This is a genomic window from Pseudomonas sp. BF-R-24 (assembly GCF_019947335.1).
In the GTDB taxonomy this organism is placed as follows: Bacteria; Pseudomonadota; Gammaproteobacteria; order Pseudomonadales; family Pseudomonadaceae; genus Aquipseudomonas; species Aquipseudomonas jessenii.
The window spans coordinates 1-12813 of the sequence record NZ_JAGYGG010000003.1 but is presented as its reverse complement, the minus strand read 5'-3'; the positions used below and the strand labels follow the sequence as shown (position 1 = coordinate 12813).

The 12813-nt window shown below is 60.3% G+C and carries 8 protein-coding genes; 2 read left to right on the top strand and 6 right to left on the bottom strand.

Features of this window, described 5'->3' with window-relative positions; translation table 11 throughout:
* Positions 1-173: 173 nt before the first annotated feature.
* The gene (locus KGA98_RS02965) at positions 174-4892 is read right to left on the bottom strand and encodes a membrane-targeted effector domain-containing toxin (protein ID WP_223501029.1); all 4719 of its coding nucleotides are present in this window, start codon (positions 4890-4892) and stop codon (positions 174-176) included.
* Positions 4893-5081: 189 nt separating this feature from the next.
* Between KGA98_RS02965 and KGA98_RS02960 the strand changes: the two genes are divergently transcribed.
* Both KGA98_RS02960 and tadA read left to right on the top strand, forming a co-directional pair.
* Positions 5082-6458, top strand: coding sequence for a multicopper oxidase family protein (locus KGA98_RS02960; protein ID WP_223501421.1), 1377 nt, complete (start codon positions 5082-5084; stop codon positions 6456-6458).
* Positions 6458-6955, top strand: coding sequence for a tRNA adenosine(34) deaminase TadA (gene tadA, locus KGA98_RS02955; RefSeq protein ID WP_057716262.1), 498 nt, complete (start codon positions 6458-6460; stop codon positions 6953-6955). The genes KGA98_RS02960 and tadA overlap by 1 nt, the downstream gene beginning before the upstream one ends.
* A gap of 104 nt (positions 6956-7059) precedes the next feature.
* Here tadA and cmoB read toward each other — a convergent pair whose 3' ends face one another.
* The 5 genes from cmoB to lon all read right to left on the bottom strand — a co-directional run bounded on the left by cmoB (position 7060) and on the right by lon (position 12601).
* On the bottom strand, positions 7060-8016 hold the full coding sequence (gene cmoB / locus KGA98_RS02950; RefSeq protein ID WP_154947054.1) for a tRNA 5-methoxyuridine(34)/uridine 5-oxyacetic acid(34) synthase CmoB: 957 nt from the start codon (positions 8014-8016) through the stop codon (positions 7060-7062).
* Positions 8013-8756: a carboxy-S-adenosyl-L-methionine synthase CmoA gene (cmoA, locus tag KGA98_RS02945; RefSeq protein ID WP_008053199.1), complete on the bottom strand. Its 744-nt coding sequence runs from the start codon at positions 8754-8756 to the stop codon at positions 8013-8015. Before cmoA ends, cmoB begins: the two co-directional genes overlap by 4 nt.
* A 189-nt stretch (positions 8757-8945) precedes the next feature.
* Positions 8946-9581, bottom strand: a complete 636-nt coding sequence (locus KGA98_RS02940; protein ID WP_057716259.1) for a lysoplasmalogenase — start codon at positions 9579-9581, stop codon at positions 8946-8948.
* A gap of 2 nt (positions 9582-9583) precedes the next feature.
* Positions 9584-9976, bottom strand: a complete 393-nt coding sequence (locus KGA98_RS02935; protein ID WP_150813643.1) for a protease inhibitor I42 family protein — start codon at positions 9974-9976, stop codon at positions 9584-9586.
* Between the two features lie 207 nt (positions 9977-10183).
* Complete coding sequence (gene lon, locus KGA98_RS02930) at positions 10184-12601, bottom strand: endopeptidase La (RefSeq protein WP_223501012.1); 2418 nt, start codon at positions 12599-12601, stop codon at positions 10184-10186.
* Positions 12602-12813: the final 212 nt, after the last annotated feature.

The window sequence follows — 12813 nt, the reverse complement described above, 5'->3', positions numbered from 1 at the left end:
CGCAGGCTCAAAACGATAGCGACAAAAAGAAGCCCCGGGTTGTGAGACCCGGGGCTTCTTGCGTTTCAGTTGTGTTCGCCCCAAATCCCCTGTGGGAGCGAGCTTGCTCGCGATGAGGCCAGCACATCCAACATCTCCCGCGCCTGACAAGCCGCCGTCGCGAGCAGGTTTGTTTACACCGGCAAGCGCCCTTCGAGGTTCATGCCCATACGGCTGAGCCCCCAGGACAGCTCGTCGATGCTGGCGTAAGGCACCTGATGCACTTCGGTCCATGCGGGGCGATTGATCAGGTAGTTGCCGTCAGCCGTGCGCTCGACCGGTGTTCTTGCCAGTTGACCGACTCTGCTGCGATGGATCAGTGTCCAGTTTCCGTTCGACTTCTCGAAAGTGAACATGCCTTGCCGATACAGCAGCCGATCGAGTGCTTCCGGTGTCTTTTCAAGCAACGGCAATGGCATCTGCAAGCTCAAGTCAGCGTGCAAGGTGTCGAAGTTTCCGTCGGCTGATTCGGGTTGGGTGATAAATCCGCGGCCTACCTCAATGCCTCGATCCGTTTCAATCAGCAGGCTTTCTTCAGGCAGCACTTCTTCGATGCGCAAACCGATACCGCCCTGCATTTCGCTGATGCCGGACATTCCACGAAAGGTGTTGATGTTTTCCTGATCCGTCAGCACCACCCATCTTCCCGCTCCGTTGAGTGTTCTATCGGCCTCCATGATGGTGTGGGTGAGGTAGGTCTTGATGGCTTGCTCATGCATGTCGGGAAGTGATGGGCCGGGGAAACGATAACTGGCCAGGCAGTCGGTTGCCTGAATCCGAATACCATTTTGTTGAGCCGCCTTGACCACTTCAAGCGGGGTGAATCTCCCGGTGGGATCGCTTTTCAGCTTTTGCAAATATTCCTTCAGATCATCAGGCATTGACCCGGTCTTGAAGAATTGATCGAGTTCCACCTGGTTGAAATCGTTGAGCAGGCGATGGAAATAGATCGTCTTGACTTCCTGTTGGGCAAGGCTCGGCATGTTCTCGATGAGAAACCGCATGCTGGCAATGCGGTCCTGGCTTTCACCGATGACCAGGCCTGGTGCCGCTTCAAATATCTTCGGAAGCAGTTCTGCGGCAGTGGTTGATGGCGTCACGACAGGAAGCAGCGGGCGAGGGGGTAATGAAGCGAAAAATCCACTGCGGGAAAAGAATTGACGGGCGTCTTGTGACAGCGTGGCGCGCGGGGCCGCGACGTATCGTGCGTAAGTGGTCTCTGCGCGAAAGCTTCCGTCTGGCTGACGGACCAGTTTGATATGGGTTTCTCTCTCGCCCATCGCCAGTAGTCTGATACTGAATCGGTTAGTTGCATCGTATTGCGTAGCAGGGCGGCGCAGGATGGCCTGTGTTGGCTCATGAACAGAGGCAGACGCAGAGGCCGGAGCAGATGTAGACGGCGGAACGCGGGACCCGCCCGGATGCCGGTTTCCACCACCCCTGAGCCCGGCTCTGGGTGTCAGCTCCCATTCACCCTCGGCATTGAGACGCACAGGGAGTGAACCTGAAAACGCGTTGGGATTTTCAGGATCGATGATGGCCCAGGTGCCGCCTCCGTTGGGATCGGCTTCGTAGCGCACGTAATAGGCCCTGTCATCGAGCAAGATCGCGGTGGCGGGGTTGGAGTCGAGTTGATAGATGCCCTGGAATTTTCCGGCTTCGCTCGCGGGTGTCCGCCCCTCGAGCAGTTCATTGGCTTGCCAGTTGTCCGGTATTTCGATGTGTGGAGAGGCTTGCGACAAAGGGGAATCGAGTTCACTTGCCAGCTCGACGGGCCAACCCATGGGCTTCATGCCCTTTGCAACCAACGCTTGCTTGAGTTCTTCGAGGTTGTCCACTGTCATGGACTCGTAGGCTGGTCGAAGCGGGGTATCCAGATTCAGCCGTCCACCCGGCGTGGATCTGATGACGCTGTCCGCCATCCCGTTGTTGGCATTGCGATAAACCACAAGGACGCTGCTGCGGTAGCGCTGAAAGGTGAACATCCCCGGTTCAGGCAACAGCGCTCGCAGTTGTTGCGGGGTCCTGTATGCCCATGGAGTTTCCATCTGCACGCGCACGTCGCCTTTGATCAGTGCATGGACGCTGTCGAAGTCCATGCCATCAGATTCGTAATAAACAGGGGAATCCGGATAGTCCGCATGCTCCACGGCCAACCCTGGATCGGAGTCGATGGGTTGCGCTTGCCCCGGCGCTACGTCATCGATACGAATACTCAGGGCATCGGTCTGTTCGCTAATGCCGCGATAGCCTCTGAACGTCGCCATGTTTTCCTGATTGACCAAGGCAATCCATTTGCCCGGTTCTTTCAATGCTTCGTTGAACCGGATGACCTCGCTGGCAAAAAAACTCCTGGCCATCTGGTAGTTGGATTCCCAGTCAGTCGCTTCTTTGTTGATGTTGTAGGTCGTCGACATGTCGAGGGCCTGAACCCGGATCTGTTGGGCATTGGCGGCTTTGACCAGCGCCAGCAGATTGAATTGGCCTGTTGGGTCGTTGCCGGCCTTGATGTCGAGTTTGTTCAGGTAGTTTTCCAGCTCGGCGGGCATTTCACCGGTGCGCGCGAAGGTGTCCAGTTCGAGTTGATTGACGTTGGCCAGCAGCTCCTGCAAGTACAGGGTCTTGACGCCATGTTGCGCGAGCGTTGGCATGTTTTCGATCAGGAACTGTTTGCTGCCGATGCTGCCCCGGCTCTCGCCGACAACCAGGCCCGGTTTTTCCGCGTAGACCGTTTCAAGCAGCTCGCCTGGCGTGGCGAACGCTTGTGCAGAGGACGCCGGTTGGCTCGGCGTCGGTGGGTGAAGCTCGTACCAGGCCCTGGCGTCGCTGATCAGGTTGCGACGGGGTTCTTCCTGGGCCATCTCGAATTCGCTGAGCGTGATGACCTCTTGGCCGGTATCCGACATGAGTACGCTGTGGACATCGATGCCTGCCACTGACCAGATCCGTCTGAACGGGCTGCGTACGTCGGGTCCACCCAGCGCCCATGCCCGCATTTCAGGGTCCTCAAGGCCCGGCACATGAACGCCTGGCCGTTGTGACCACTCCTCGACGGCGGGGGAGGAGACGGCCGCTGCTTGCATCCCGCCTCTGAGGCCCAGTTTGGGAACGACCTCCCATTCTCCCGAATCATTCATAAACCGTACTGGAATCGAATCCGCGAAAGAGTCGGGATTGGCCGGGTCGATGATTGCCCAGTACCCACGCCCGTTGAGGCTGTTTTCATAACGCACGTAATAGGCGTTGCCGTTGAGTTTGATCGCGGACGAAGGATTCGAGGCGAGCCGATATGTACCCTGGAACTTGCCTGACTCACGAACCAGGGCGTCATCGCCGGGCACATCATTAATCCTGAAGGCGTCCGGCACTGATGACGCTGGCCTGCCATCAGTCGAGCCCGTGACAGCCTCTGATTCTCCTTCGATGGTTCCGACCTTCGACCCGGCGGTTTCGGCGGGTGTGGTTGATTCAATCAGATCGGCCATTTCTTTGGCTTCGGCGGCGTCGATGTCCGGGCCGATTTCCTCCAGCGATCCCGGACCTTTGAGCACCAGGAGGTTGAACAGCAAATCGATACCGCTGAGCACGGCGCCAAGAACGGCGGCTTTGCGCTCCCCGGCGGTTTTGCCATTGACCGCCTGATCGATGTTCAAACCCAGGCTGGCAATACTGGCGCCGACCACCGGCAGGGCAATCGGCCAACCGACCACCGGCAGGGCAATCGGCCAACCGACCACCGCCATGGGGCCGAATACTTTTAAACCGGCGCTGAGGTAACCGATCCAGAGTTTTTTGCGCAGATCGCCATTGGACGTCAGCGAGAGTTCGGCTTCGGCAAACATTGCGTTTTGGGTCGAGTTGCTCAACCAACTGAATGCGTCGCCGGTGATGACCTGGTTTTTTTGATTGATCAGGTGATGGTCGTACTTGCCCCAGGTGCTGACCAGCCGGTTCATGATATCGGTGATGTTCTTGTCGATGGTTTGACGATCGGCCAAGGAAAAATGCGTCATGAAGCCTCGGCGAGCCTCTTCTTCGTTCATCTGCTGCAACATCCAGTAGTGCATGTCCGTCGCGGTTTCCAGCACTTTGAAAGCGACGTTTTCACCGGGCAGGTACACGATCTGGCGCCCCTTGGGTGCGACGAAACGCAGGATGTTGGTGGCAAGGTACCCGTCGACGTCCAGAGCTCGAACAATGTCAGTGCAAGGGTGCTGAGCCCGCAGCATCTGCAGGTCGACGGGCCAGTTGATCGGGCCCATTACGGCATTCGTGACGAACTGGAAGTCATCGTCGCTCAACTGCCGTTTGTCCCTGGCCTTTACGGCTTGTATCAGAAAATTGCATTTGGCCAGGGTTCGGAAGTCGGTGCCGGACTGCTTCCAGAACGCGGTCAGCTTGTCGGTATAGAACGAGCTGAAATCGATGTTCCAGAACTCCTTCAACACCTCGTTGCCGTGCAGGCGTACTTCGTTGGTTTCGTTGAACCTCCCGGCGTTCGGGCCGGCGGTATAAAAGCCTGCATAGACGTCCAGCAGGTCGGCGTTGTCCTGATCGCTGGCGCGAAAGCGCTGGATCACCAGCTGCGTCAGGGTCGTGGTTGACGTCGGCGTTGCTTTGACATGCTCCCAACCGGTGAACGTTTTCGAACTGCTTTCGGCTGTGTCGAAGCGGTGGAAGTACACCTGATCCGGATCGAGGTCGGTAATGCCGGATTTTTTCAGTAAGTCGCTGGCGACTTCGTGCGCCGTGTCTTGCAGGCTCGGGCAAGTCTGGATGACGGTGGTGGCGATCGCCTTGAGCGCGGCCTTGTCGGCGGCATTGGGCAGCGGGCGTGTTTCGTTCGGGTTCATGCACTCTCTTTCCTTGAGAAAACGGGATGTCGAGGATGGCCGGTTTTTTCAAGGCAAGTGCACTACATAGTTATGCCCACAGCTGATGTGCGGCCACAGGTCACCCTTACCGTTTCGCAGTTGCAGGTGTATCGTATTCGCCTTTTGCAGGCCCCGGGCCTGTCGCTGATACGTGAGGTAGTTGAGTTCATGCCGTTTACCCGTCGCCAAATCCTCGGTGGCCTGGCCGGTCTTGTTGTCGTTGGTGTCGGTGCAGGGGGCGCGTCGCGCTACTGGCTGGGCAAGATGGCCGACGCCGAGGCGGGCCACGACTACGAGCTGATCGCAGCGCCGTTGGACGTGGAACTGGTAGCCGGGCACAACACCCAGGCCTGGGCGTTCGGCCCGTCGGCGCCGGGCACCGAGTTGCGGGTGCGCCAGGGTGAATGGCTGCGGGTGCGCTTCATCAACCACCTGCCGGTCGCGACCACCATTCACTGGCATGGCATCCGCCTGCCACTGGAAATGGACGGCGTACCCTACGTCTCGCAGCTACCGGTGTTGCCGGGTGAATATTTCGACTACAAATTCCGCGTGCCCGATGCCGGCAGCTACTGGTATCACCCCCATGTGAGCAGCAGCGAGGAACTCGGTCGCGGCCTGGTCGGCCCGCTGATTGTCGAGGAGCGTGAGCCCACCGGCTTCAAGTACGAAAAAACCTTGAGCCTGAAGAACTGGCACATCGATGAGCAGGGCGCTTTCGTCGACTTCAGTATTCCCCGGGAAGCGGCCCGTGGCGGCACGGCGGGGCGTCTGTCGACCATCAACGGCATCGCGCAAGCGGTGATTGATTTGCCGGCCGGGCAGATCACCCGTGTACGTTTGCTCAACCTCGATAACACCTTGACCTATCGCCTGAATATTCCCGGCGTCGAAGCGCAGATCTATGCGCTCGATGGCAACCCCATCGAACCGCGCCCGCTCGGCAAGGAATACTGGCTCGGCCCCGGCATGCGTATCTGCCTGGCGATCAAGGCTCCGCCGGCCGGTGAAGAGTTGTCCCTGCGCAACGGCCCGGTGCGCCTGGGTACGCTGCGTTCGGTGGCCAACACCGACGCCCCGACCGTGTGGCCGCCCGCGCTGCCCGCCAACCCGGTGGCCGAGCCGGACCTGGCCAATGCCGAGAAACTCAACTTCAATTTCGAATGGGTCGGTTCGGTGTCGGTGAACGTCGATAATGGCAAGCCGCCAAGCCTGTGGCAGATCAATGGCAAGGCCTGGGACATCACCGACAAGACTTGCGCCGACCGTCCGATCGCCAAACTGGAAAAGGGCAAGAGCTACATTTTCGAATTGAAAAACATGACCCAGTATCAGCACCCGATTCACCTGCACGGCATGAGTTTCAAGGTCATCGCCTCGAACCGGCACAAGGTCATTCCGTATTTCACCGACACCTACCTTCTGGGCAAGAACGAGCGCGCGCAGGTAGCGCTGGTGGCGGATAATCCGGGTGTATGGATGTTCCACTGCCATGTGATCGACCACATGGAAACCGGCCTGATGGCCGCTATCGAGGTGGCGTGATGCGTCAGATTCGTCCCGCCGCCATCATCGACCGCAGTCGTGATCGCGAATTCATGCGTGAGGCCCTGGCACTGGCGGCCCAAGGCGCGGCCCTCGGCGAAGTGCCGGTGGGCGCGGTACTGGTCCAGGATGGGGAAATCATCGGTCGCGGCTTCAACTGCCCGATCAGTGGCAACGACCCCAGCGCCCATGCCGAAATGGTCGCGATCCGCGCCGCCGCCCAGGCCGTCAGCAATTACCGGCTAACCGGCAGTACGCTTTACGTGACACTGGAGCCGTGCAGCATGTGCGCGGGCCTGATCGTGCACTCGCGGATTGCCCGGGTGGTGTACGGCGCGCTGGAGCCCAAGGCGGGGATCGTGCAGAGCCAGGGGCAGTTCTTTACCCAGGGCTTCCTGAATCATCGGGTACTGCATGAAGGTGGGGTGTTGGCGGAGGAATGCGGGGCGGTGCTCAGCGAATTCTTCAAGGCCCGGCGCGCAAAACCTTCAGACTGAACACCGCCCCCTGTAGGAGCGAGCTTGCTCGCGATGGCGTGTCAGGCTAAGTGGTGTCGACTGACACACCATCGCGAGCAAGCTCGCTCCTACAGGTTCTTGCGTTACTTTCTGGCGACGATTACGGCCCGCATCGGCGCCGGCAACCCTTCAATGGTCTTGCTGTGATCTTCCGGATCGAGGAAGTCACTGAGCGACTGATACTTCATCCACTCCGTCCCGCGCTGTTCCTCGACCGTGGTGGTGCTCACGTCCACACACTTCACGTCCGTGAACCCGGCACGTCGCAACCACAACTCCAGCGCCGGCACCGACGGCAGGAACCACACGTTGCGCATCTGCGCGTAGCGGTCCTCCGGCACCAGCACCTGATGTTTGTCGCCTTCGACCACCAGGGTTTCCAGCACCAGCTCACCGCCCTTGACCAGGCAATCCTTCAGCGCCAGCAAATGTTCGATGGGCGAACGGCGGTGGTAGAACACGCCCATGGAAAACACTGTGTCGAACCCTTCGAGGTTCGGCGGCAGGTCTTCGAACGGGAAGGGCAGGTGCCAGGCGTTCGGCTCGGACAGGTAGCGTTGCACCGCCTGGAACTGGCAGAAGAACAGCCAGTTCGGGTCGACACCGATCACGCTGTCCGCGCCGGCGCCAAGCATGCGCCACATGTAATAACCGTTGCCACAGCCGACATCGAGGATGCGCTTGCCTTTCAGGTTCAGGTGCGGGGCGACCCGTGACCACTTCCAGTCCGAGCGCCATTCGGTGTCGACGTGCACGCCGAACAGGTCGAACGGCCCTTTGCGCCATGGCGACAGGCCCATCAGCGCGGTGCGCATTTGCGCGCGGGTCTCGTCGCTGCAATCGGTATCGAGCTTCAAGCCATTGAGCAAATCGACTTCGCTCGGCTGGATCTTCGGCAGGGCGTCCAGCGCGCTTTGCCAGCGTTCCAGGTCGCCATGGCCCTTTTCCATTTTCTTGTCGAGTTGCGCTTGCAGGGTGTTGGCCCATTCGGCCAGCGGCGTGCCGGCCAGACGGCGGGCGAGGGGGGACAGATCAATCATGGCAAGGCAATCAACGAGGCAAAGTTAAGACACTGGAACCACGGCACGACTTTCGAGAACCCGGCGGCCAGCAGGCGTTCGCGGTGTTCTTCGAGGCTGTCGGGCTTCATGACGTTTTCGATGGCGCTGCGCTTCTGGGCGATTTCCAGTTCGCTATAGCCGTTGGCGCGTTTGAAGGCGATATGCAGGTCGGTGAGCAACGCGTGTTCCTGCTCGTCTTCGAAACGCAGTTTTTCCGAGAGGATCAGGGCGCCGCCGGGCAACAGCGACTGACGGATGCGCGACAGCAATGCCGTGCGTTGGTCGGGGGCGATGAATTGCAGGGTGAAATTCAGCGCCACCACCGAGGCCGGCTGGAACTCCAGCGCCAGGATGTCGCCTTCGATCACCTCCACCGGCAGCAACTCCTGGAACATCGAGTCCTGACCGTTGAGGTACTCGCGGCAGCGTTCGACCATCGCCGCCGAGTTATCCACAGCGATCACCCGGCAGCCATCGGTGCGCACGTGCCGGCGCAAGGCCTGGGTCACGGCACCCAGCGACGAGCCCAGGTCGTACAGCACGCTGCCCGGCTGGGCGAACTGCGCGGCGAGCACGCCGAGGTTTTCGACGATGGTCGGATAACCCGGCACCGAGCGCTTGATCATGTCCGGGAACACCCGCACCACGTCCTCGTTGAAGGCGAAGTCAGGCACCTGGGCCAGAGGCTGGGCGAAAAGGCGATCGGGTTCTTTGCTCACGGCGGTTCCAGCGGTGTAGGTGGAAAAGGCCGGCATTTTAGCCAAGTTGGCGCGGGGATGCGCGGGTTGTCTGATAAACCGCCAAGCAGCCTGCAAAGTCTGTGTGTTCAGTGATATTGCTATCGCGAGCAAGCTCGCTCCCACAAGGGCTGTGCAATACCTGTGGGAGCGAGCTTGCTCGCGATGGGGTCAGCGCGGTTTCTGAGTGAACGCCGATGCCGTGATGCCCCATTGCCCCAGCCAATAGCTGAGGATGATCACGTACGGCGCCGCGTCGAACGGCACCACAAACCGGCTGATACCGATCACGCTGTCGGAGAACACGAATGCCACTGCGCCCGCCGCCGCCAGTAGCGCAGAGCGTTTGGGCACGTCGGTCCCGAGTCGGGCCAGGGCGCGCCAGAGCATGGCGCTGATCGCCGTGCCATAGACAATCACAGGCACCAACAATGGCCCGAGGCCGTTGGAAATCAGAATTCCCAACAGGACGGCGCCGACACCGAGGGCCAGCACCAGTGGCAGCAATGCCAGCCGCCGGCAATCGCTCAAATACGCTTTCAGATAGGCCAGATGCGCAACCAGAAACGCCCCAAGGCCGAACACGAACAAATCCCCCGGCCATGCCAGCAACACGTCGCCGACCAGGGAGAAAATCAACCCCAGGCTGATCCAGCGCCGATATTCGCCTGGCGGTGCGTCATGCAACCAGCCAAGCAGGGCCAGCACCGGCAGCGGCTTGACCAGCAGGCACAGCAGGGACGCATGCACGCTCAGGCCATAAAGGAAGGTCACTGCGCCCATCAGCGCCAGAATCAGCCAGCCCACGGTCAGTTGACCGAGATCGCGCAGTCGAACGAATCCACCGGCAGCACTTCCGGCGCCCATGGCTGTTGCGAGGTCAGGCGCAAGCGTCCGGTGCCGGGCGCGAAAGCCTGAAAGCGCCAGGTCGAGACCCCGGCCGCGCCGACGATGCCAGCATCTTCCGGATTTCGATAAACCTCTGGGCCCAGGGCGTGCAACACACCGCCGGCCGAATCCTGGATCGCCCAGCGATAACCCGTGGTCGGATTGCTCGGCAGGGTCAGGATCAGGTTTTGCCCGTTGCTGAGCTGCACCGGACATTCGCTTTGTTTTTCCACTGTCACGTTGTGCGCAGGTTGCGTGGCGCATCCGGCCAGCAGGGCGAGGGCGAGGGGGACAAACAGGCGAATGGGGGACATAAGGTCAGTGGCTCCGGCGTTCACGACGAACGGCGAGCATAACCGAGATGAGACAAAGTGTGACAGCTACGGGAATTGGCGTATTGAGTACTGACGCCTTCGCGAGCAAGCCCGCTCCCACATTAGACCGAGTGACTTGCTTATTACGCGATCAAATGTGGGAGCGGGCTTGCTCGCGAAGGCGATGGAGCAGGCGCTAGCGATATATCAGAACAACACCTTCGCCACATCCGCAAACCGCTTGGCGAAGTGCACGCTAATCCCTTCCTTCAGATACTCCGGCAACTCCTCGAAATTCCCGCGGTTGGCCTCCGGCAGAATCAGCTCGAAAATCTTCTGCCGTCGCGCTGCGATCACCTTTTCCCGCACCCCGCCAATCGGCAGCACATGCCCGGTCAACGTCAGTTCGCCGGTCATGGCCACGCCTTTTTTCGGTGGCTGATTGCGTGCCAGCGACAGCAGGGCGCTGGCCATGGTCACGCCGGCGCTCGGGCCGTCTTTTGGCGTTGCACCTTCCGGCACGTGCAGATGGACGAAAGCTTCGTCGAAGAATTTCGGATCGCCGCCATAGGACTTCAGGTGCGAGCTGACATAGCTATAGGCGATTTCCGCTGACTCTTTCATCACATCACCCAATTGCCCGGTGAGCTTGAACCCACGGTTGAGGGTGTGGATGCGCGTGGCTTCGATCGGCAGGGTTGCACCGCCCATGCTGGTCCAGGCCAGCCCGGTGATCACGCCGACCCCCGCCAGCACCTGCTCGTTGCGGAACACCGGCTTGCCGAGTGAAGCCTCCAGGTCTTTCGGCCCGAGCTTGATCACGGCTTTCGGTTCGTCGAGCAGTTTCATCACCGCTTTGCGCACCAGTTTGCCGAGGTTTTTTTCCAGCTGGCGCACGCCGGCTTCACGGGCATAACCGTCGACCAGCGCCTTGAGCGCGCTGTCGCTGATGCTCAGGCTGCCCTTGGATACACCGGCTTTCTCAAGCTGCTTGGGCCACAGGTGACGCTTGGCGATGGCGACTTTTTCTTCGGTGATGTAGCCCGACAGGCGAATCACTTCCATCCGGTCCAGCAGCGGGCCGGGGATCGAATCCAGGGTATTGGCGGTGCAGATGAACAGCACTTTCGACAGGTCCATCCGCAGATCGAGGTAGTGGTCGAGGAACTCGACGTTCTGTTCCGGATCGAGGGTTTCCAGCAGCGCCGAGGCCGGGTCGCCCTGGTAGCTCTGGCCCATCTTGTCGATTTCGTCGAGCATGATCACCGGGTTCATCACTTCGACGTCTTTCAACGCCTGCACCAGTTTGCCCGGCTGCGCGCCGATGTAGGTGCGGCGATGGCCCTTGATCTCGGCTTCGTCGCGCATGCCGCCGAGGCTGAAGCGATAGAACGGCCGGCCCAGGGATTCGGCGATGGATTTGCCGACGCTGGTCTTGCCCACGCCCGGCGGGCCCACCAGCAATACGATGGAGCCGCTGATCTCGCCTTTGTAGGCGCCGACCGCGAGAAATTCGAGGATACGGTCCTTGATGTCATCGAGGCCGGCGTGGTGTTTGTCCAGCACCTTGCGCGCGTGCTTGAGGTCGAGTTTGTCCTCGCCGTACACGCCCCACGGCACCGAGGTCGCCCAGTCGATGTAATTGCGGGTCACCGCATATTCCGGCGAGCCGGTCTCGAGGATCGACAGCTTGTTCATTTCCTCTTCGAGGCGTTTCTGCACCTGCGCCGGCAGGACTTTTCCCACCAGCCGCTGCTCGAACTGTTCGAGGTCGGCGCTGCGGTCGTCCTTGGTCAACCCCAGCTCCTGCTGAATAACCTTGAGTTGTTCCTTGAGGAAGAACTCGCGCTGATGTTCACCGATCTTGCGGTTAACTTCGGCGGAAATCTCTTTTTGCAGGCGCGCGACTTCGACTTCCTTGCGCAGCATCGGCAGGACTTTTTCCATGCGCTTGAGCATCGGCACGCAGTCGAGCACTTCCTGCAACTCGCTGCCGGTGGCCGAGGTGAGCGCGGCGGCGAAGTCGGTCAGCGGCGACGGATCGTTGGGACTGAAGCGGTTGAGGTAGTTCTTCAGCTCTTCGCTGTACAGCGGGTTGAGCGGCAGCAGTTCCTTGATCGCATTGATCAGTGCCATGCCGTAGGCCTTGACCTCGTCGGTCGGCTCGGTGGGCTGGTGCGGGTATTCGACTTCCACCAGGTACGGCGGGCGGTGGTGCTTGAGCCAGGTCTTGAGGCGTACGCGGGTCAGGCCCTGGGCGACGAACTGCAGCTTGCCGTTTTCGCGGCTGGCGTGGTGCACCTTGACCAGCGTGCCGTAGAGCGGCAGGGCCGATGTGTCGAAGTGGCGCGGGTCTTCCTGGGGCGTGTCCATGTAGAACAGGGCCAGGGAGTGGTGATCGGATTTGCTGACCAGATCGAGGGTTTCGGCCCACGGTTCTTCGTTGACGATGACCGGCAGCACCTGGGCCGGGAAGAACGGTCGGTTATGGATCGGGATGACGTAGACCTTGTCCGGCAGGTTCTGGCCAGGCAGGGCCAGGCCTTTGCCAGGTTTGTGCTGCTGGGCGTTTTCCGGATCGGCGTATTCGCTCGGGTCTTCGGGGAATTCCTGCTGGTCGCTCATGGGGGCACCTGCGCAATGGGTATGGGTCTTAGATGGGGCAGGTTGGCGGTGGTTTCAACGGTCATTTTCTGCGACGTAGTGTTTCGCAGGTGTGTTCAGCAGACAGACAGGTTAGCTGAACCATGGCTGTGTGCGGTCAAAATGTGGGAGCGGGCTTGCTCGCGAAAGCGGTGTGCCAGACAACATTTGCATTGCCTGACACACCGCATTCG

What these genes read in the sequence shown, in the direction of transcription:
- KGA98_RS02965 (WP_223501029.1), bottom strand. Translation starts at nt 4,892, where the DNA reads ATGAACCCGAACGAAACACGCCCGCTGCCCAATGCCGCCGACAAGGCC.
- KGA98_RS02960 (WP_223501421.1), top strand. Translation starts at nt 5,082, where the DNA reads ATGCCGTTTACCCGTCGCCAAATCCTCGGTGGCCTGGCCGGTCTTGTT.
- tadA (WP_057716262.1), top strand. Translation starts at nt 6,458, where the DNA reads ATGCGTCAGATTCGTCCCGCCGCCATCATCGACCGCAGTCGTGATCGC.
- cmoB (WP_154947054.1), bottom strand. Translation starts at nt 8,016, where the DNA reads ATGATTGATCTGTCCCCCCTCGCCCGCCGTCTGGCCGGCACGCCGCTG.
- KGA98_RS02935 (WP_150813643.1), bottom strand. Translation starts at nt 9,976, where the DNA reads ATGTCCCCCATTCGCCTGTTTGTCCCCCTCGCCCTCGCCCTGCTGGCC.
- lon (WP_223501012.1), bottom strand. Translation starts at nt 12,601, where the DNA reads ATGAGCGACCAGCAGGAATTCCCCGAAGACCCGAGCGAATACGCCGAT.